Raw genomic sequence first — 21384 nt, 5'->3', positions numbered from 1 at the left:
GGCGTCGGAGGAGTGGATCCATGGCTTCTTTTTTATGAATACACTCGATTCAAAGAAGGAGGATGACCCAGCATCCCGGCTTTTTCCTGCGGGAAAGCGAGATAGGCGAGACCCTGCAGGGCAAGCCCGAAGCGGCTCGCCCGCGGAAAGAAGCCGGACGATGCGTAGTCATCCATTCCTTTTAATAGGACATCTATCGATGTCATAACGTCAACACAGCTTTAAAAAAGGCAAGTGATTGTAAAAATTTGTCGAATCGGTTGCATAGGCTTTTCATCTATTTTACCATGAGTCTAAAGTTTTTTTTGAAAGGAAAATCACCGTGAATGATCTCGTTCCGCTTTCTTTTTTAAGTCTATATTCCTGGTCGCCCAATTTAATCGTATTCATACTCATTCTTATGGCGGGAATCATGAGCACTGTTGCCTGTCTGTATATGCTGATACATAAACGCTCCCGGGAGAAATGGGCAGCGTTCGGCTTCGTTTGCTTTGTGACAGCTTTTTTTGCTCTTTTTTGGACGGCTACGGGCCCTGCGGTATTGTTTGCCGGCGCCTTATTGATGGTTTTGTTACCTTTTGCCGCAGCGTCTTTCCACGCATATCAGCTATTCGTAAACGATCGTAAGACGATGGAAGCCCGTTTTGAAAAATTCCGCTCCGATCTTGCCGGAGCCGAGGATGTCACATCGATTCGCCCGCTCGCAGAAGATTACTGCAAAGTTTTGCTCGATGATGCACAGTTGCGGTTGTATTTGTTTTACCCGGTTTTTCAGACGAGAGACCTGATTGAAAGACAGTTACGCAGCGCCAGACTTGATTGGGAAAACGGTCCGGCGGTTGTCTCTTTTCATGAAGTTACAGGCAAAGCTGCCGACAGACTGGTGATCCCTTTTCCGCCTGACGGTGAAAAACTCGGGGCTGCAGTTACACCCCCCTGCCGTTCCACCCGGCTTTATTTCTATAGAAGGACATGGCTAAGACGCACTGCCGACCTTATCTATCTAAAATTGAACGAGCTGCAAACCCTGCAAAAAGAAAAAAAACAGCTCACGAAAGAACTGAAAGCCTCTTTCGGCCAAGATCTGCATGACAGTACGGCTCAACAGCTGTTTTTTCTGTCCGCGCAAACATACCAGTTGAAGCGTTTGCTTAACTGTGATCCAGTTCAATTCCGCGAACAGCTCAACAAATTAGAAGAATCCATTCAAGACTTCCAAGTGAATACGCGCAGCTACATCGCTTATTTGAAAGCGGATGACGCGAACCTCAGCCTTTTTCAAGCGATTGAGCAAATGATAAAGCGTTTGTCAGCCGGCTTTAATATAAAAGCGAGGTTACATGCAGACGGGATGATCATTTCCGAAACAGTGAAAGTAGAAGAATCCATTTACCGTGTTATCGAAGAATTAACGAGCAATGCAATCAAGCACGGAAACATCAGCCGTATCGACGTCTATATGCATATAAACCCAATTGAGTGGCAAATTGTGTTGACTGATGACGGAGACGGGACCTTTCCTGAATTGGATACAGATACGGAACAACTCGGAATGCAAAGCATTCAATCCCGACTCGAGCAAATCAAAGGATCTATTTCTTTCAGCGAAAGAAAGGAACAGGGCCTGAAAACGACGATAACGATACCAAGAGGAGAGGTGACACCGTATGACGAGCGTATTTCTGGCTGATGACCATAAAATTGTCCGCGACGGTCTGAAAATGATTATAGAAATGGAAAATCATTTTACTGTCAGCGGTGAATGTGAAGACGGAGACTCTCTTTATACCCGGGCAGTTGCGGAAAAACCGGAGATGATCCTTTCGGATTTAAAAATGCCCGGAGCCTCAATTCTGGATACCGCCTCTGAATTGAAAGCGGTCGAACCAGCTGTAAAGATTCTTGTCTTAACTGCTTACGATGATCATGAAGATATTTATAAGGCCATGCAGGCCGGTATTGACGGCTATATTATGAAAGATACCAATCCAGAACAGATTGTGTCCACGCTGGATATGGTTAGAAAAGGGTTTACCTGCTTTCAGCCGAAAGTAAACTTAAAAGCAGCATACACCGAGACCGTCCCGGCGGACGTGTCTGGGTTGACTGCTCGCGAGTGGGATGTGTATGCATGTTTAGTAAACAACAAAAGCAACCAAGAAATTGCAGATAACCTATTTATTTCCGAACCGACCGTAAAAACTCACGTGAGCAGTATTTTACGAAAAACCGGACAGCCAAATCGGGCACAGGCTGTTGTATATGCTTTACAGCAGGGTTGGTTTGCCGCGGAGGTTAAGAAATATGCAAATGCCTTTGACTAAAACCAGAGAAAGAATATTCCTCTGGATGTCTGCGATTCTAACGATTGCTAGCCTTATGTATTATGCTGAGCACGTTTTTCGAACGGATGTCGGGCCAGCCTTTACATTATGGGTTATCAGTTATGCAGTGATTGGTTGGTTGTTGCATTTCCTCTATCAATTTTCCGTATCCGGAACCCGAGCAGCCGACACGGCCTTTCCAGGAATGCTGCTATTATATTTCATCACGGTTACGCAGCTGAATCCCTTCGGCTATGAAAACTTATGGATCTATTTGCTCGTCTATCCTGTCGTCCTTGCACTTGGCACCGGCCGTAAACAGTTTGTCCTTTGGTTTACAGCGTTTATTCCTTACTATTTCTTCTACACAGCCGTCACCAGCGCTTATCTTTTTCGAATGGAGTACGCCCTCCTCCTTGGCATCAGTTTTTTAATATCTTTGCTTCTCATTAAACGTGTTCAAGAAGTAAGGAATGCAGCTGATAAATTTGTTGCAAGAGAAAAGCACCAGTATACATTGTCAATGTTCGACAAAATGCTTCCTGTTGTAGAAATGAAAACACGCATTCCGCGCAGTGAAATCGATGAGATGACCGATCTTCTCCAGCGCACTGCCAAAGCATCGCAGCTGCAGCTGCGGGAATGGGAAGCCGAGCTCGTTTCGATGGCGCATTACATCAGCCGGATGCAATTGCCGGATCATGTCTATTGCAAAACAACTCCGCTTTCATCATCTGAAGTCAAAGTGATGCATTGGCATTGTTATTTTGGACACGATCTCGTTCCTTCCGGCAGCGAACTTGAGAGGATACGAACGATGCTTCTTTCGCATCACGAGCGGCTCGACGGCACCGGTTATCCCGCCGGCACATCTTCTCCGGATGTGCACGCGCAGCTTCTCGGCCTGGTCGAATCTTATATGTCTATGCGTCAGCCCCGTGCCTATCGAAAAGCTTACTCTCAGAATGAAGCTCTCGCCATCCTCACTGAAGAAAAAGGAAGACGTTTTGACCCTGAAATCGTTGATGCGCTCCACTGCGTGCTCAAATCAAAGTCAACCTGGACAACTGTACAAACAACCATTCCATTCAATGAACAGCCGTCCTGAAAAGGACGGCTGTTTTTTTGTCCCATCATTTTTCACTGCCTGTTTCCGGCATTTTTATGATCGATCCGTCCGTTCAATGCCTGCTCCTCATCCTCAAGAATGAGAAAGGTCTCATTCTGACGGAGTGGAGGATTCAACCTGACCGACGATAGGAAATTGCAGGAAATGACGCTACGATATATTCAGAGTTCAGAAAGGAGGTGAACATAATTGAAACAAGTGATCAGCTGGATGATCACCGCTCTATTGCTTTCAGGCATATTCCTTTTATGGCCTCTGTATATCTTGAATGACAGTCACGACAATCCTTCGCTTTTCGGGTATGAAGCTTTAACAGTCTTATCGAACAGCATGATCCCCGAATTTGAGAAGCAAGATCTGATCATTATCAACAGAAATGCAGAACCGCAGATCGGAGACGTTGTCACAATCGAACGAACGAACGAGCTCGTCACCCATCGTCTTATCGGCGAAACAGACGGCATGTACGAAACGCAAGGAGACAACAATGAGATCAAAGACAGCCAGCTTGCTGCTCCGCAGGATATACGCGGCGTTCATTCCGGTACGATTCCGCGTTTCGGTTATGTTATCGACTTTCTGACATCACCGGCCGGATTCATTTCTCTTATTGCTGTACCGATTGCAGGCGTCGGCCTGATCGAAATCCTGCGCAAAACCGGAAACAGGAAAAACAGAAGAAACAACTCATCCGTTGAGAAATGTACGTCCGCTTAAATCAATTTTATATTTTAAAAAGGGAGAGATGATTCATGAACAAAACACAAAAAGCACTCGTAGGAACGGCACTTTCCGCAACATTAGTCGCTACAGTAGGATTCGGTACATATTCAACATTTACAGGCGACGCTACTGCAGGCGATTCAGATGTAACTGTCGAGACAGCGGAGATGGATGTCAATGTTGACTCTGGCGAAGCGGTCAGCTTAGTGGACCATGAAGACGGGCTCGATCACTTATTGCCGGGTGAAACTTGGAGTGCTGAACCTTTCACGATCAGTAACGACGGAGACCGAGCCATTACCGTCGGCAACCTTTCTGACAATGGCTACAGCACGAATGAATCACAGTTTAATTTCTCTGGATCGATCCTTGAGGTTGACGGCGCTGATGAGCTTTTGAATATGGACTTCACGTTTGATATTGAAGGCGAAAAAACGACGATGAGCGAAAATTACGGGTCGAGTTACTTAAGCAATGCGTTAGAAAAAGGGCAATACAGAGGAAGTACACCACCGCCATTCCACACGACGCTGCTTCCGGGCGAATCAATGGAAATTGCTTTGGATGTTACCTTGGATGAAGAAGCAGGAAATGAATTTCAGGGGAAAGATTTCGGCGCTGAATTCTACCTGAAATATGAGCAAAACAACGAAGCTGAAATCGACTAATTAACACACGAAAAACCGGAGTATCCCTCCGGTTTTTCGTGCAGGAAAGGGACGGTTGCAATGAAAAAAACTACTCTTCTCAGCATCAGCTGTATTGTCACTGCTTCGCTGCTCGTTGCAACTCCGGCCGCAGCCGGATTCCACGGCAGCACGTCAACGTCTGTCGGAAGCTTTGCTACTCCGTCTTCTTCTGACATTCTTACAACTTCAACCGACATAGACTACAGCGAAGACACGGAAGGAAAAGTCACGATCAACACAACGTTTCACAACGAAACTTCCGTCAGCTATCCGGTTACAGCAGATGAGGATGAATTCAAGCTCGGCGGTGAAGAGTCGCACACCGTCAGCCGTGATATAACTTTTTCAGAAGAAAACGAACCGGATAATCTTGATCTTCATGTGACGGCTTTCGCCGGCGGATATATTCAAGAAACATTGAGCATCTCGATTGATCCTGAAATGATTTTTTTCGAACGTAAGCAAGACAAAACTGCTAACGAAACGGAAAAGAAAAACGAAGGAAAATCGGATCATTCTTCTGAAGAGAAAAATTCAGATGTTGCAGACAGCGCTGACGATCAAGAAGAAAACGGCACAGACGCCGATGACGAGCCAGCTTCTTCAAAAAACGAGGATATCTCTGCTAAAAGCGACGAGGATAAACCGAAGGACGCTCCAAATGAGAACGCTGACTCAGACAATGAAGGCACTGCGGACGATGAAGATCCAACCGGCGAGAATGACAATGACGAGCAAACTTCTTCGAAAAACGAGGATATCTCTGCTAAAAGCGGCGAGGACAAATCGGAGGACGCTCCAAATAAGCAAGCAGATTCAAACGCCGAGGAAGACGCCGTAAGAGAAGAATCTGACAAAGCAGCCGAAGAAGGAAATATAGATGAAGAAAAGGAACAGGAAGATGAATGATCTTCCTGTTCCTTCTTTATTATACTTATCATTTCAGAACACTTTGGACTTCTTCGTTGCACAAAGAGGTCCAAGTCAAACTTTACAATACCATCGCAGCCAGCCAACCGAAAATGATCAGCGGAATGTTGAAGTGAATAAATGTCGGCACAACGGTATCCCAAATATGATTATGCTGTCCATCCGCATTCAGACCGGCTGTCGGTCCGAGCGTCGAATCAGACACAGGCGAACCGGCATCACCAAGCGCCCCGGCCGTTCCGATTAACGCAATCGTCGCCATCGGCGAAAACCCGAGCGACGCCGCCATCGGAACAAAAATCGCAGCAATGATCGGAATCGTTGCAAACGAAGAGCCGATACCGATAGTAATAAACAGTCCGATAATCAGCATCGCCACAGCCGCGAGTCCTAACTGATCGCCAAACCAGACAGACGTCCAGCCGACAAGCTGTTCGACATGTCCGCTTTCACGGATCACTTCAGCGAAACCGCCGGCAGTGATCATGACAAACCCGATGAATGCGAGCATTTTCATCCCGTTTGTCATCAGTTCATCCGTTTTTTGCAAGGAAAAGGTATTTTGAAAGTGCAATACCGCAAAATATAAATACAAGACGACCAAACCGCTTAATGCTCCGAAAAACATTTGTTCTGTGATAACTTGCGTAACAAGCACTACAACAACCGACACAAAGCCGACGATAATCCCGACCGGTGTATAGCCGTTTTGCTCTTCTTCCGGCTGATCTTGCAGAGGGAGATTCTCGTAATTGCGTGACTTGCGGTACGTATAGAGCAATGCAACGGCGAGCCCGATAACCATGCCTATTACCGGTAACAATACCGCTTGCGGAATATCAGCAGCGGCAATGGCCAAACCGCTTTCCTCCATGTTGGTCGCAATCGTGTCGTGAAAGATCGCTCCGTAACCAAAAGGAAGTAAAATGTACGGCGCTTTTAAACCGAATGTCAGTGATACCGCCGCTGCCCGGCGATCAAGCGCCAATTCGTTAAACACGATTAACAGCGGGGGAATTAAAATCGGAATAAACGCGATATGTACAGGAATGACGTTTTGCGAAAACGAAGCAACAATCGCCAATATAAACAGCAAAAGCACCTTCGTCATCGTTTTATTCCGCGTTTCATCTTCTTTGCCGACGATTTTGATCGCGCCTTGAACCATCAAGTTCGGCAATCCCGTATAAGTAATCGCTAAAGCAAATGCGCCTAACAGTCCGTAACTGAGCGCAATCGGAGCGTTTGCCCCGAGACCTTCACTGAAAATTTCAACCGTTTCCGTTAATGAAAAACCGGCCGTCAATCCTCCGGCAACTGCACCAATTAAAAGCGCGATAACGACGTGAACACGCGCCATACTCAGTGCAATCATAATCAATACAGCGACAATGACAGCATTCATAATGATTCCCCTTTATAAAATAATTCATGATAAGTAAAAAACCTTTATCACTTTATCACGATAAAATTAATACGTCAATCCGTACAAAAAGATCCGCCGTTTCAGGCGGATCTCAGATTGTTGATAAAGTCATGACATTGTTAAATATCAACTTGTTTAAAGACTGGATGACGACGCATTATCCGGCTTATGTGCTGCGGGCGAGCGCCGGGGTGCTTGGATCATCTTCTTCGCTTCAAACCGCGCGGTTTCCATAGTGCTTTGCATAGTAAGAAAGCCGCGCAGCTGCTCCTCCGACGCCTCCGGGAAAGCAAGGAGGCTGCTGAAAAAGTGCTGGATAAACAAATTAGGCGTTTATTTATGAGCCGCATTGAATATATAATATTATGAGCCCTCCGCAAACTCGCTTGCCGCGGGCAACGCCTCAGCCTCCTCAGAAGCGAAACCGCTTCTTGCGGGGTCTTCGGCAGTTGCTTTTCCCGCAGGCGTCGAGTTTGCTCCAGTCTCATAAAACTTCTCAATCTATAAGGGAGAATAAATATGCAGTCACCCAATTGGTCATCTACTTTTTCAGCAGCCTTGAAAGCAAGTGACGAAGATCCGGCTGCGCGGCTTACGTCAAAATACTAGTTTGTCTGCAGTCTGAGATCCGCCCTTTTAGGCGGATCTCTGCTTTATGTTGTCCGTCTTTCAACTTCCGCGCGGAATTCGGCGGCAAGTTTGCGCGTAATCGGCCGCCGCTCTGAATAGTCCGTATCATCAAAAGAGGATACTGCTAAAATTTCCATCGTCGTACTCGTGAGAAACAGTTCATCGGCCGATTTGAAAAAAGACAAGCTTTTCTTTTCTTCTTTTACTTCCATCCCGAGCCGCAAAGCCAAATCGATCACCAATTGCCGCGATATACCGTGTAGAATCGACGGTTCTGGCGGATACGTGTAAACCACCCCGTCTTTAACGGCAAAGATATTGCTCGACGAGCCCTCTTTGATAATTCCTTCATCCACGTACACGGCTTCATGACATTGATACCTTTTTGCTTTTTCTTTTGCGAGAACATTCGGCAACAGATTAAGCGACTTAATATAGCAAAATTTCCAGCGGTTCTCTTCAATGCTCATCACTGGTACGCCTGATTGCCGTTTTTCTTCCGAAACAGTGCGGGCATGTTTAACAGCGACCATCAATATGCCGCGCACATTTTCCGGAAATGCATGCGCACGCGGAGACGACCCGCGCGTAACCTGGATATAGATTTCCGCATCCGGCAGCTGAGCCCGTTCAAGACTTTTTTCACAGATTGCGCGGACCTCAGCAATGGAATACGGCAGCTCCAAGTCAATCGCATCAGCGCTCACGTGCAGGCGGGCCAAATGTTCGTCCAGTAAAAACGGAACGCCGTTGTAAACGCGGATCACTTCATATATCCCGTCGCCGAATTGATGGCCGCGGTCTTCGAGCGGAACGACGCGCGCACCCGGTTCGACAAACCGGTCTTCGTAATAAGCTGTTTCCGGCATAGATCATCCCTCCGATGAATCGTTGATCTCTATCATTCACTTACTCTTTCAATTCAGCAATTCGCGCTTTTACTTTTTCTCTTTGCTGCGAGTAATCTTTTTCTTTTCCGCGTTCTTCTTCGACAACATGCTCGGGCGCTTTTGCGGTAAATCCTTCATTGGCGAGTTTTTTCTGCACCCGCTCGACTTCGCCGTCGAGTCGCTTGAGTTCCTTTTCCAATCGCTCGATTTCGGCATCAAGGTCAATCATCCCGGCTAACGGCATATACAGTTCCACTCCCGAAAGAACAGAGCTGACCGACTTTTCCGGTGCAGCAAGATCTTCCGCAACGGTTAAATCTTTCGGATGACAGAAACTTTCTAAATATTGCCGCCCGCGCTCTAACTGTTTAAGCACCTCGGAGTCTCCGGCTTTAATCTGTAAATCGATTTCCTTGGACGGTGCCACATTTAATTCAGCTCTAGTGTTGCGGACACTGCGGATAATTTCTTTTAACAGCTCCATATCTTTCACCGACTGATTGAACATCAGTTCAGCATCTTTTTCCGGCCAAGGAGCAACGGTAATCGAGTCGCCTTCATGCGGGAGATGCTGCCAAACTTCTTCGGTTATAAACGGCATGAACGGGTGCAAAAGCCGCATCGTGCGGTCCAAAACATAAGCCAAAACAGATCTTGCTGTGTGGCGCGCTTTGTCATCATCGCCGTAAAGCGGCAGCTTAGCCATTTCAATGTACCAATCACAGACGTCATCCCAAATGAAGTTATACAACGCACGGCCGACTTCGCCGAATTCATACGCATCGGCAAACTTTGTCACATGCTCGATCGTTTCTTGCAGCCGGGTGAGAATCCATTGATCGGCGATCGTCTTTTCTCCGGATAAATCAATTTGTTCGTAAGTGATCTCGCCCATATTCATGAGCGCAAACCGGGAAGCATTCCAAATTTTATTGCCGAAATTCCAGTTCGCTTCAACTTTTTCCCAGAAAAAGCGCAAATCCTGACCCGGAGTGGACCCGGTGCTGAGGAAAAAGCGCAGCGCATCCGCCCCGTACTTATCGATGACATCCATCGGATCGACGCCGTTGCCGAGCGATTTGCTCATTTTCTGTCCTTCCGAGTCACGCACGAGTCCGTGAATCAGCACATCTTTAAACGGGCGTTCATTCGTAAAATGCTTGCCTTGAAAAATCATCCGCGCAACCCAGAAATAAATAATGTCGTACCCGGTCACGAGTGCATCGGTCGGGTAGTAACGGTTGAAATCAGCAGCGCCTTCATCCGGCCAGCCCATCGTCGAAAACGGCCAAAGCGCAGAGCTGAACCACGTATCTAACACATCTTCATCTTGAACCCAGTTTTCCGGATCAGCCGGTGTTTCACGCCCGACATACAATTCGCCCGTTTCTTTATGGTACCAAGCCGGAATGCGGTGTCCCCACCAAAGCTGCCGGGAAATGCACCAATCACGGATGTTTTCAATCCAGTGCATATACGTTTTTTCAAATCTGTCCGGAACAAAGTGAACTTTTTCATCACTGTTTTGCAATTCGATCGCTTCATCCGCAAGCGGCCCCATTTTTACAAACCATTGCGTCGATAAATACGGTTCAACGACAGCTCCGCTTCGTTCAGAATGGCCGACGCTGTGCCAGTGTTCTTCTATTTTAAACAGCGTTCCTTCCGCTTGAAGATCCTTCACAAGCTGTTTGCGGCAGTCAAACCGGCTCAAGCCTTCGTATTTTCCGGCGTTTTCATTCATGATCCCGCCCTCGTCCATAATCAGAATACGTTCCAAGTCATGCCGGTTGCCGATCTCAAAGTCGTTCGGGTCATGAGCGGGAGTGATTTTCACCGCTCCGGAACCGAACTCCATATCGACGTAATCGTCGGCAACGATCTCAATCTCCCGGCCGATAACCGGCAGAATCACCGTTTTTCCGATCAAATGACTGTAACGGGAATCGTCGGGGTGAACCGCGACAGCTGTATCGCCGAGCATCGTTTCCGGACGGGTAGTCGCGATCTCAATCGAGTGATCTTCTCCTTTGATCGGGTACGCCATATGATAAAAGGCGCCTTGAACATCCTGGTATTCGACTTCAATATCCGACAGCGCTGTTTTCGTTTCCGGATCCCAGTTGATGATATACTCGCCGCGGTAAATAAGCCCCTCTTCATACAAGCGGACAAACACTTCCCGCACAGCTGTCGAAAGCCCGTCATCGAGCGTGAAACGTTCGCGGGAATAATCAACTGAAAGACCGAGCTTCGCCCACTGTTCACGGATGAATGAAGCGTATTCTTCTTTCCAATCCCACGACTTCTCCAAGAATTTTTCGCGGCCTAAATCATGACGGGTGATGCCGTCTTCACGAAGTTTTCCCTCTACTTTCGCCTGCGTTGCGATCCCGGCATGATCCATCCCCGGAAGCCATAGCGCATCGTATCCTTGCATCCGCTTCATCCGGATAATAATATCCTGCAGCGTTGTATCCCAAGCGTGACCAAGATGAAGCCGGCCGGTGACGTTGGGCGGCGGAATCACAATCGTGTACGGCGTTTTCGTTTTATCTTTTCCTGCTTCAAAAAATTTATTCTCTACCCAATAAGGGTACCATTTCGCTTCCGTTGCCTGCGGATCGTATTTTGACGGCATTTCTGTGTCTTTGAGCCACTGTTGATCTGTCATACATTACTGCCTCCTGTTTTCATTTTCTCCATACAAAAAGCCCCCTTCCATCCATCAAAGGACGAAGGGAGCTCGAAAGCTATCGCGGGACCACCTTTGTTTACAGATACAGCTGCCGCTTCGTATCTGTACACCTCGGCGATGATAACGGTATCGAACCGTTGCAGACTCCGCTTCTCTGTTCGCCTGCAAAACTCAAGGGCGACCTTCCATCCGTTCGTTCCGGAAAAACCTCGCAGCGGCTTACATAAGCCGGTTTTTCTCTCTGACGGCTCCGGGATGTACTCCTCCCTGTCAACGTTTCATGCTTTTTCAGTTACTGTTCATTTTACTACTCGGCGTTTGTTCTTTCAAGCAGAATCATCTCCAAACTGACTGCTTTTCTCAAACAGCTGCAAAAAATACCGATGCGAAGAACGGAGCCTCTCCGGCAATTCATCAAGTTGAAACCATGCCAAATCGAGTGTTTCTTCATCCCCGGATGATAATGTTCCTTCGGTCCGGCTGCAGGTATATAGGGCTGTCACGGCGTAATAAGGATCGCCGTTCGGCGCCTCGACATAATAGGCGTCACCTGAAAATACGTCAAACAGAATCGTCGCATCGGCTGCCGGCGTCAAACCTGTTTCTTCTTCTGTTTCTCGGCAGACCGTTTCTTTAAAGCTTTCGCCGGGTTCCATCAAACCGCCCGGCAATCCCCAATCTCCATCACTGCGCTTTTGCAGCAATACGTTTTTCGCTTCATCGTAAATGATCACTGACGCCCCCGGAAGAATCAACGTTTCTTGCCCGGCGTACGCTCTTAACATTTGATAATAACTCATAAAATAGCCTCTCCAATCGTCAGCTCCATGTTTTCCGTCAACAGCTGTGTCATCCGGCGTGAAAAGCATCGAGCTAATTTCAAGTGATTTCCAAAAAAAACTTTTCGCTGTATAATGAAATCAGTGAACATTTGACGGAGGTGCGTAATGAGAACTTGTGAAGAATGCGGACGTGCGTTTTCATGGAAGCAAGCATATGCGGCCCAGTGGCGGTTAACCCCGGTCGAATGCCATAACTGCCGGACGAAACATGAGCTGTCCGCTGCCGCCCGACTGTTTTTTTCGTCAGCTGTTCTGGCTCCAGCGGTCTTTACCGGCGCTTACACCGCTGCGTTCGGACCGCTCTGGAGCCTGCTGTTCGCGATTTTAGTAATGATTGGCGCTTCACTGTTAGCACCGGTATTTTTCCCGTTTAGACTGACATTAAACAGCATTACCGACCATCAACGGAAATAATTACACCAGACGCGGTGACACTAAAACTCGCTGCCGTAATAAACGACGGTGATTTTTTATAAACGCTATGCTTCTTTTTTAGAGATCGATAAAGCTTGTTTAATCCCTTCTTTATAAGAGAATTTGCCGTACATCAAAACACCGCCTTTATAAATCCGTGCCGCCAGCAAGAGAATCAGCACAGCGCTGATCACCAGGAGCGTCATAATCAGGGCAATTTCCCAAACGGGAACGGAGGTCATTCCGATTCGCAAAAACAGAAGCTGCGGCGTGAAAAACGGTATATAGGACAACACGCGGATCATCGTTAAGTCCGGCGCATTCAACCCGAAAATCGAAATAAAAAACGCGATCATAGCGAGGAAAATCAGCGGCTGGATCGCTTGATTGACTTCTTCAGAGCGGCTCACAAGCGCACCGAGCATCGCAGCTGAGCCGCCGTAAATCAAGTACCCGAACAAAATAAAAATCAGCGCGTAGACGAGGAGCGAATAATCAATCATTTCCGTGACAACTTGTGTGAGAAAATGCTCCCCTGTCAAAAGCGAGCCTGCACTGACAGCAGCGGCGATCACCGCCAGATTTAAAAAGCCGACAATCCCGATCCCGGTAATTTTCCCGAGCATTTGCGTGACCGGATTAACGCTGGAAACGATCAGTTCCATCACGCGCGATGATTTTTCGGTAGCGACTTCTGTCGCGATCATTGAGCCAAACATGATGACAATAAGATAAATCGCGAAGACAAGTCCGTACACCATCCAATACGACTGCATAAACGCTTCGTCTGACGGTGCTCCTTCAGACTGATCAAGCGGCTGACCGGAAACAACAAGCGGATCGAATAATAAGGCTCGCTGTTCCTCAGATAAATTCATTTCCTCTGCGATTAAATCTTCTTTGGCCCTTTCAACATATCCTTGCACTTCCCGCTCAGGACCGGCACCTTCAAACCCCTGTTCATCGTGATACAATGATGCCTCTAACTCCGCTAAGCTTCCTGACAAACGCAAAACGTATTCACCGTCTTCGCTCGCCTCTTCGCGTGTTTCAGAAAAGGAACCTGTTTGTTCGGCAAATGTCATATGGCCATCATCGTAGGCTGATAACTGTTCTGCAAAATAGCCGTCTGTCTCCGTATCATCCAGCACGTTCACAGTCATGACAGAGCCGGGGCTGTTTTCTGCGCTGTCATCGGCCGGTCCGCTTTCTCCTAAGAAATAGCTTAAAGCAAACATCCCGAGAATCAACACGCTCATGATGAGAGCCGTAAATATAAACGCCTTCGATTTCACGCGGCGGATAACCGTATGTTGTATGGTGATAATATAATTACGCATGTGTGCTTCCTCCAACCTGATCAATAAATATATCATGCAAAGAAGGTTCTTCAACTTCGAATTTACGCACAAATCCGCGCGCCGCTAAAATTTGAAACAGTCTTTCCGCTGTTTCTTCATCTTTAATTTGTAAATGAGCGCCGTCTTTAACCTCGCGCCAGTCGAGCACACCTGCTTCTGTTTGCAGAAATGATAAGTCGTAATCCGCTTTAACCGCTAAACTTTTCATTCCGTAAGAGCGTTTAATGTCTTTCAAGTGACCTTGAAGCACCGCTTTTCCGTTTTTAAGCATGATCATTTCTTCGCACAGCTCTTCAACATTATGCATTTGATGGCTGGAAAAAACGATCGTCGCCCCGGCTTTTTGCAAATCGAGCACGGCTTCTTTCAGCATGTCAGCATTGACCGGATCGAGGCCGCTGAACGGTTCATCGAGAATAAGCAATTCAGGGCGGTGCAAAACCGCTGCCATAAATTGAATTTTTTGTTGATTACCTTTCGATAATTCTTCGATTTTTTTATTTTTATAATGAGCTATTTGAAATCTGTCGAGCCAGCGGTCCAATTCGCTTAATATCGCCGTTTTGCTCATCCGGTTTAATCTCATTAAATAAACGAGCTGTTCTTTGACAGTCAGTTTCGGAAACAGCCCGCGCTCTTCCGGCAAGTAGCCGACAAGGTGCGTGCGCCTGTAATTTAAGCGCTCTCCTTGCCAAGTCACTGATCCATTTGAGGGATCCAATAAACCGATGATCATCCGAAATGTCGTCGTCTTCCCCGCACCATTCGCACCGAGCATGCCGAACATTTCGCCTGGTGCAATTCGGGCGTCTAACCCGCCGACAGCTTCGTGACTGCCGAACCGTTTATGTAAATTGATCATTTCCAGTGCCACAGTCGGGACCTCCTCTTAGATGTAAAGATGTTCTCCGCTCACTACCGGTTTATTTGTTCATTTGTTAAAACATCCCTGCATTTTCACAATGCAGGGATGAACGATTTTTATTGACCGATAGCAGCAAATGCTTTGTCCGCGGCTTCAATGGTTTTGTCTATCTCTCGTTCGGTATGTTTCGTCGAGAGGAACATGCCTTCGAACTGAGACGGAGCGATCGATATTCCCTGTTTAATCATTTCTCGGAAGTACCCTTTAAACAAGTCCAAATCACTGGAGGCGGCGGTTTCAAAATTTTCAACCGGCTGATCGGTAAAGAAGAAGCCGATCATCGATCCCGCACGGTTAATGTGATGGGGAATCCCGTGTTTTTCAGCAGCTTCGTGCAAGCCGTCTTCAAGACGTTTGCCGAGTTCAGCAAAATGCTGATAACTCTCCGGTGTCAATTGCGAAATTGTTTCAAAACCGGCGGTCATCGCCAATGGATTGCCCGAAAGTGTACCGGATTGATAAATATCTCCAGCCGGTGCGATCCGCTCCATAATTTCACGTTTGCCGCCAAAGGCTCCGACCGGGAGGCCTCCGCCGATGACTTTTCCAAGACAAGTTAAGTCCGGTGTCACACCCAGTTCCCCTTGAGCACAATGGTACCCTACACGAAAACCAGTCATCACCTCATCAAAAATGAGCAATGATTGATGCTCTTCTGTCACGGAACGGACACCTTCAAGAAAGCCGTCTTTGGGCGGAACAACGCCCATATTGCCTGCTACAGGTTCTAAAATAACTGCGGCAATGTCATCGCCGAATTTTTCAAATGCAAGCTTTAAACTTTCTAAATCATTATACGGAACGGTCAATGTGCTCGATGCCGTTGCTTCCGGCACCCCCGGGCTGTCCGGCAAGCCGAGCGTCGCAACGCCGGAACCGGCCTTAATTAACAGTGAATCTCCGTGTCCGTGATAACAGCCCTCAAATTTAAGGATTTTATTCTTTCCGGTATAACCGCGTGCGAGGCGCAAAGCGCTCATCGTCGCTTCGGTACCTGAGTTTACCATTCGAACCACTTCAATCGACGGCACTCGTTCAATGACCAGTTCGGCCAGCTTTGTTTCCATTTCATGCGGCGCTCCGAAACTCGTCCCCTTTTCGGCAACATCTTTTAAAGCGTCAACGACTTGTTCGTCGGCATGACCGTGTACAAGCGGCCCCCATGACATGACGTAATCAATATATTCGTTGCCGTCGATATCCCAAATATGTGAACCTTTTCCTTTTTCCATATAAATCGGATCCATTCCGACAGATTTAAATGCGCGCACTGGACTGTTTACACCGCCTGGCATCAACGGTTCTGCCTGTTTAAACGCTTCTTTCGATTTGTTCCAGTTCATTAACGTTCACTCCTTTCAACACTGTCAGTATAACATTTAACGTGTTAACGAACGAGCGATATCTTTCGCAAAATACGTCAAAATCAAGTCGGCACCGGCCCGTTTCATGCTGAGCATTTTTTCATAAACAACAGCTTCTTCATCAATCCAGCCATTTGCTGCAGCGGCTTTAATCATCGCATACTCACCGCTGACATTGTAAGCAACGATCGGCAAACGATGGTGATTGCGAATATCGCGAATAATATCCAAATACGATAGCGCCGGTTTAACGATCAGAAAATCCGCCCCTTCTTCTTCATCCGAAGCTGCTTCGCGCTGTGCTTCTAACCGGTTCGCCGGGTCCATTTGATACGTTTTCCGGTCTCCTTTTGAAGGAGCGCTGTGAGCGGCATCGCGAAAAGGACCGTAAAAGGCCGACGCATATTTAACGGCATAACTCATAATCGGCACATGAACAAAACCTGCTTCATCCAAAGCGCTTCGTATCGCTTGGACGAAGCCGTCCATCATGTTGGACGGCGCAATGATATCTGCTCCGGCTTTTGCTTGTGAGACAGCTGTCTTTGCCAATAATTCAAGCGAGGGATCATTAGCGATGATCCCGTTGTCAACAACACCGCAATGACCGTGATCGGTAAATTGACAAAGGCATGTATCGGCAATCACTGTCAAATCGGGATGTCGCTCTTTAATTTGCGCAACCGCGCGCTGGACGATCCCGTTATCATCGTAAGCGGGCGAACCGCAGCTGTCTTTAGACGACGGGATGCCGAAGACAATCAGTGCTTGTATTCCAAGAGCGACAATTTCATCTGCTTCCTCGTCTAACAAATCAAGCGACCATTGATAGACACCGGGCATCGAAGGCACTTCCGTTTGGATGCCCTCTCCCTCTTTGACAAAAAGCGGTGCAATTAAATCTTCTTTTTGAACGTGTGTTTCTCTGACCATATTACGGATGCCGGCTGATGTGCGCAATCGGCGGTGCCGGCGGAAGGATTCTCCGTTCATTTTTCAGCCCCCATTTCAGTGTCTGAATCCGGTTTGTATTGCGAAATGCTGTCAAGCATCCCTTCGATCGTATACTTATCAGGGACGGCAATCGCCGTTGCCCCGTATGTTCTTAATGCCTCTAACGTCACAGGACCGATCACCGCGTAACAGCCGCGCTCCTCAAAACGTGCTCGCGCTTTAACTGATGATAACCTGTAGAAGCTGTGCACGGCAGATGGACTGGCAAACATAACGGCATCGATTTCCCTGTGAAGCAAACTTCGTTCTAAAGCATTTTCTGAGCGCTGTTCCGGAACCGTATCATACAGTTCGGCGGCAAGGACTTTTACTTGCGCTTTCGTTAAACGGTCTTGCAGCACTGTACGCGCCTGTTTACTTTTGGGATAAAAAACTGTTTGACCGGATGACATATCGTTCACTAATAAAGATGCGAGATGCTCCGCATCAAACGTATCAGGCAAAAGATCGGCAACAAGTCCGAAGTCTTCCAGCTTCTTCTTTGTTTTTTCACCGACTGCCGCCGTTTTTTTGCCTGCAAACAATTCCTTCAGCGATTTATCCGAGTACTCACGCAAAAGATCGACAGTAACATCAATACTGTTGGCGCTCGTAAACACAGCCCAATCTGCATTTAAAAAAGCTTGAAATGCTCTGGCTTTGACCTCGCGACGTTCTTCGGGCGCGATCCGGATCAGCGGAATTTCTTTCACTTGACCGCCGCGGGTTCTGACCGCTTCGGAGAGCGGACCAGCTTGATGAGCTGCGCGCGTGTTCATGAGTTTCAAGCCGCTTAGATCATTCATGAGTTTAGATCATCACCTTTATGAATTAAGAACGGTCCAGTTCGTCTTTCACATCGTCAAGGACCTTTTTAGCGCCCTCTTCAAGCATCTTTTCTGCCGCCTGTACACCGATTAAGTGAGGGTCATCACCTGTGATTACTTCTTTAAACACTTGTTTTCCGTCCGGTGACGAAACGAGCGCCGTCAACGTGACCTGCTGATCATCATGCAAGACGGCATGCCCTGCGATCGGCACTTCGCACCCGCCTTCGACAGTATGAAGAAAAGCTCGCTCAGCTGTTACCGTACGGGCCGTTTCCGGATCATGAATGTGATTTAACAGGTTGATAATATCTTCGTCATCTTCCCGGCACTCAATTCCGAGAGCGCCCTGTCCGACAGCCGGAAGGCACAATTTAGGAGCAAGGAATTCGGTCACAATCTCATCAGACCAGCCGACACGTTCGAGTCCGGCTGCTGCGAGGACAATCGCATCGTAATCTTCTTCACGGCACTTGCGAATGCGGGTGTCGATATTTCCGCGAATCCATTTAATCTCCAAATCCGGCCGCTTAGCCAGCACTTGCGCTTTGCGTCGCAAGCTGCTCGTACCGACCACTGCGCCAGCGGGAAGCTCCATTAACCCTTCACCGCTGTTTGAAATGAATGCATCACGCGGATCAATGCGTTTCGGAACAGCTCCCATAACTAGCCCTTCAGCCATTCCGGAAGGGATGTCTTTCATGCTGTGAACAGCCAGGTCAATTTCCCCGTTGTACATGGCCTGCTCAATTTCTTTGACAAACAGTCCTTTTCCGCCGACTTTTGAAAGCGTCCGGTCAAGGATTTGATCGCCTTTTGTGACAATTTCTTTTATTTCAAATTCATACGGCAAATTCAATTCCTTCAAACGCTCGATGATTTCACGCGTCTGAGTCATTGCTAAATTGCTTCGCCGTGAACCAATAATAACCTTTCGCATAGCAGCCTCCTGACAGTTTTCTTACCAAAAATGAAATTGCGAAAACGTACTTGACAGTAAATAGTTTATCAGCAAGATTAAAAAAGCTCCGATATGAAAAAGCGCCATTTGATATCCGCGCATGTCTTTAACTTTGTAATAAAATAAATACACACCGTAAACAAGCAATACGAAAAACGAACTGATCACTTTCATATCTGTAAACGGAACAGCTTCCATTGATACCCATGCATAGACGAGCCCAAGGATAAGTCCGATAAGCATAAGCGGAAAGCCGATTAAAGAGCATACGTACGACCCTTTTAACAGTGTGAGTAAATTGCCGGTACGCACCATTCGGTTATTCCATTTCTTTTGCTTTAACATCTGATGCTGCAAAACATACAAAATCGAAAAAGCAAACCCTAGCGTAAACACCCCGTACGAGAGCATAAGAACAACGACATGAATGACGAGCAGTTCAAATATAAACAGCTCCGCCAATCGTTCTGACACATCCCCTGCCGGAGTAAGCATGCTGATGGCCATTACCGAGAAACCGATAATGTTTATCACAAACACTAAAAAATCCGTCCGGTACAGCCGATTGACGACGAGTGAGATCGTAACAATAATCCACGCATAAAAAAACATGCCTTCGAACAGTGTCATAATCGGCAAGCGGTCAAATTGTATGTAGCGGATAATTAAAAAAACAAGCTGCAATACCCATACAATAGAAAGCAACCAGAAGGCTGCGCGGTTCACCTTCTGGCTGTTTTGCATAAAATCGATGAAATAGCCTAATACACTCAGGCAGTAAAAGAGAATGATCATCACATAAAGCAGATTGATCGTTTCCATTTGTCATTCCCCTCTCTAAAAAGAGCGGATGATTGCTTCACTTTTAGCGACAAGAGCGTTTTTCTTTTTGGCGATATTCCACTCCCGTTCAGCTCGATTAATATTAATATTGCTGGTTATGCGCGGCTCCCCTTCTTCAAGGTTGTCCTCCAGCGCAAAAACTTTCGTCATATAGTCCAGCAGTTCATCCGGATCTTCTTCATTCGGTATTTCTTTCATTGCTGTAATCGGATCACGCAGCATTTGGTTGATGATACTCTTCATATGCTTGCGAATGATTTTTTTATCCCGCTCGGACAGTTCTGAGAGCTTATTTTCTAAACTGGCCATCGTCTCTTCTTGTATTCCGGCAGCTTTTTTGCGAAGCGCAGTGATGACCGGGATCACACCTAACGTATCGAGCCATTCGCCAAAATGCACGAGCTCCTCTTCAATCATCAGTTCGATTTTCTCCGCCTCTGCTTTGCGTTCTTCCAAGTTCGCCGATACAATCTCTTGCAGATCATCGATATCGTACAAATAAACATTATCCAATTTTGCTAAATCAGGATCTAAATCCCGCGGAACGGCAATGTCGACGAGAAACAGCGGCCGGCCGTTGCGTTTTTTCATCAACGCGTCGACTTCCTCTTCATGGATAATATACTCGTTTGACCCCGTTGAACTGATTAAAATATCTGATGTGACCAAGCTTGCATGCAAGTCTTCGATCGGCTTTGACACACCGGCGAATTTTTCCGCCAGTTCATCTGCTTTTTCTTTTGTCCGGTTAATGACCGAGACGTTGTTAACACCGCTTGAAGCTAAATGCTTCGCTGTTAATTCACTCATTTTCCCCGCACCCATGACTAAAACATCTTTGCCGGAAAAATCGCCGAATATTTTTTTACCGAGTTCAACGGCAGCATAACTGACCGACACGGCATTTTCACCGATTGAGGTTTCTGAATGTGCACGTTTGGCTAATGTGATCGATTGACGAAATAAATGGTTGAAAATCGTACCGGTCGTTTCAGCATTTTGCGCAGCAAAGAAACTTTCCCGCACTTGGCCGAGAATCTGTGTTTCACCCAACACCATTGAGTCAAGCCCGCAACTCACGCGGAGAAGATGCTCAATCGCGTGCTCATCTTCACGGATTTGCAAATAATGGCTGAATTCTTCTTTCGCGATACCGAACCATTCAGAGAGAAACACCTTCGTATAATAACGCCCGGTATGCAGCTGATCCGCAACAACGTAAATTTCTGTCCGGTTGCATGTAGAAACAATCACATTTTCCAAAATGCTCTTACTGTCCCGAAGCGTATGTAAAGCTCCGTTGAGGTCATTTTGAAATTGAAATTTTTCTCTTATTTCAACCGGAGCGGTTTTATAATTTAAACTGACCGCCAGGATGTGCATCTCTTTCCCCCCTACCTACCAAATCTGTCTCT

Annotated in this window: 21 protein-coding genes; 8 read left to right on the top strand and 13 right to left on the bottom strand. The window is 47.0% G+C overall.

The window, feature by feature from the left end; all coding sequences use genetic code 11:
* Nucleotides 1–32: 32 nt before the first annotated feature.
* Nucleotides 33–206, bottom strand: a complete 174-nt coding sequence (locus tag EDD67_RS14025; protein ID WP_154718728.1) for a hypothetical protein — start codon at nt 204–206, stop codon at nt 33–35.
* Between the two features lie 356 nt (nt 207–562).
* Here EDD67_RS14025 and EDD67_RS13225 point away from each other — a divergent pair, with 356 nt between their 5' ends.
* The 6 genes from EDD67_RS13225 to EDD67_RS13200 all read left to right on the top strand — a co-directional run bounded on the left by EDD67_RS13225 (nt 563) and on the right by EDD67_RS13200 (nt 5774).
* Entirely contained in the window at nt 563–1690 is a 1128-nt protein-coding gene (locus EDD67_RS13225; protein ID WP_162843811.1) for a sensor histidine kinase, read from the top strand.
* 43 nt (nt 1691–1733) lie between these two features.
* On the top strand, nt 1734–2324 hold the full coding sequence (locus EDD67_RS13220; protein ID WP_242005902.1) for a LuxR C-terminal-related transcriptional regulator: 591 nt from the start codon (nt 1734–1736) through the stop codon (nt 2322–2324).
* A 25-nt stretch (nt 2325–2349) separates the two neighbouring features.
* Nucleotides 2350–3432, top strand: coding sequence for an HD-GYP domain-containing protein (locus EDD67_RS13215; protein WP_158638115.1), 1083 nt, complete (start codon nt 2350–2352; stop codon nt 3430–3432).
* 219 nt (nt 3433–3651) lie between these two features.
* Complete coding sequence (locus EDD67_RS13210; protein WP_242005904.1) at nt 3652–4170, top strand: signal peptidase I; 519 nt, start codon at nt 3652–3654, stop codon at nt 4168–4170.
* Between the two features lie 35 nt (nt 4171–4205).
* Nucleotides 4206–4844 (top strand): hypothetical protein, encoded by a 639-nt coding sequence (locus EDD67_RS13205; RefSeq protein ID WP_121438585.1) that lies wholly within the window; start codon nt 4206–4208, stop codon nt 4842–4844.
* Nucleotides 4845–4904: 60 nt separating this feature from the next.
* Nucleotides 4905–5774: a midas domain-containing protein gene (locus EDD67_RS13200; RefSeq protein ID WP_121438586.1), complete on the top strand. Its 870-nt coding sequence runs from the start codon at nt 4905–4907 to the stop codon at nt 5772–5774.
* Between the two features lie 82 nt (nt 5775–5856).
* On the opposite strand, the gene EDD67_RS13195 is transcribed toward EDD67_RS13200, so the two are convergent.
* Nucleotides 5857–7200 (bottom strand): Na+/H+ antiporter family protein, encoded by a 1344-nt coding sequence (locus EDD67_RS13195; RefSeq protein WP_121438587.1) that lies wholly within the window; start codon nt 7198–7200, stop codon nt 5857–5859.
* 131 nt (nt 7201–7331) lie between these two features.
* On the opposite strand from EDD67_RS13195, the gene EDD67_RS14170 reads away from it, so the two are divergent.
* The gene (locus tag EDD67_RS14170; protein WP_277872098.1) at nt 7332–7457 is read left to right on the top strand and encodes a hypothetical protein; all 126 of its coding nucleotides are present in this window, start codon (nt 7332–7334) and stop codon (nt 7455–7457) included.
* A gap of 417 nt (nt 7458–7874) precedes the next feature.
* On the opposite strand, the gene EDD67_RS13190 is transcribed toward EDD67_RS14170, so the two are convergent.
* The 3 genes from EDD67_RS13190 to EDD67_RS13180 form a co-directional block, all read right to left on the bottom strand.
* Nucleotides 7875–8720, bottom strand: a complete 846-nt coding sequence (locus tag EDD67_RS13190) for an aminotransferase class IV (RefSeq protein WP_121438589.1) — start codon at nt 8718–8720, stop codon at nt 7875–7877.
* A gap of 40 nt (nt 8721–8760) precedes the next feature.
* Entirely contained in the window at nt 8761–11415 is a 2655-nt protein-coding gene (locus EDD67_RS13185; protein WP_121438590.1) for a valine--tRNA ligase, read from the bottom strand.
* 350 nt (nt 11416–11765) lie between these two features.
* Entirely contained in the window at nt 11766–12239 is a 474-nt protein-coding gene (locus EDD67_RS13180; protein WP_121438591.1) for an NUDIX hydrolase, read from the bottom strand.
* 147 nt (nt 12240–12386) lie between these two features.
* Between EDD67_RS13180 and EDD67_RS13175 the strand changes: the two genes are divergently transcribed.
* Nucleotides 12387–12695, top strand: coding sequence for a TIGR04104 family putative zinc finger protein (locus tag EDD67_RS13175; protein ID WP_121438592.1), 309 nt, complete (start codon nt 12387–12389; stop codon nt 12693–12695).
* 65 nt (nt 12696–12760) lie between these two features.
* Here EDD67_RS13175 and EDD67_RS13170 read toward each other — a convergent pair whose 3' ends face one another.
* The 8 genes from EDD67_RS13170 to hemA form a co-directional block, all read right to left on the bottom strand.
* The gene (locus tag EDD67_RS13170; protein WP_121438593.1) at nt 12761–14035 is read right to left on the bottom strand and encodes an ABC transporter permease; all 1275 of its coding nucleotides are present in this window, start codon (nt 14033–14035) and stop codon (nt 12761–12763) included.
* On the bottom strand, nt 14028–14918 hold the full coding sequence (locus EDD67_RS13165) for an ABC transporter ATP-binding protein (RefSeq protein WP_121438612.1): 891 nt from the start codon (nt 14916–14918) through the stop codon (nt 14028–14030). The genes EDD67_RS13170 and EDD67_RS13165 overlap by 8 nt, the downstream gene beginning before the upstream one ends.
* Nucleotides 14919–15037: 119 nt before the next feature.
* Nucleotides 15038–16324, bottom strand: coding sequence for a glutamate-1-semialdehyde 2,1-aminomutase (gene hemL, locus EDD67_RS13160; protein ID WP_121438594.1), 1287 nt, complete (start codon nt 16322–16324; stop codon nt 15038–15040).
* Nucleotides 16325–16360: 36 nt separating this feature from the next.
* Complete coding sequence (gene hemB / locus EDD67_RS13155) at nt 16361–17338, bottom strand: porphobilinogen synthase (RefSeq protein ID WP_121438595.1); 978 nt, start codon at nt 17336–17338, stop codon at nt 16361–16363.
* A complete protein-coding gene (locus EDD67_RS13150) occupies nt 17335–18144 on the bottom strand; it encodes a uroporphyrinogen-III synthase (protein ID WP_121438596.1) in 810 nt (269 codons plus the stop codon). Before EDD67_RS13150 ends, hemB begins: the two co-directional genes overlap by 4 nt.
* Nucleotides 18145–18169: 25 nt before the next feature.
* Complete coding sequence (gene hemC / locus EDD67_RS13145) at nt 18170–19105, bottom strand: hydroxymethylbilane synthase (RefSeq protein WP_093072939.1); 936 nt, start codon at nt 19103–19105, stop codon at nt 18170–18172.
* Nucleotides 19106–19126: 21 nt separating this feature from the next.
* Complete coding sequence (locus EDD67_RS13140; RefSeq protein ID WP_121438597.1) at nt 19127–19948, bottom strand: cytochrome C assembly family protein; 822 nt, start codon at nt 19946–19948, stop codon at nt 19127–19129.
* Between the two features lie 15 nt (nt 19949–19963).
* Nucleotides 19964–21352, bottom strand: a complete 1389-nt coding sequence (hemA, locus tag EDD67_RS13135; RefSeq protein ID WP_093072937.1) for a glutamyl-tRNA reductase — start codon at nt 21350–21352, stop codon at nt 19964–19966.
* Between the last annotated feature and the right edge of the window lie 32 nt (nt 21353–21384).

Origin of the sequence: Salisediminibacterium halotolerans (assembly GCF_003814815.1) — a bacterium.
Taxonomy (GTDB): domain Bacteria; phylum Bacillota; class Bacilli; order Bacillales; family Salisediminibacteriaceae; genus Salisediminibacterium; species Salisediminibacterium halotolerans.
This window is presented reverse-complemented; position numbering and strand designations above follow the sequence as displayed.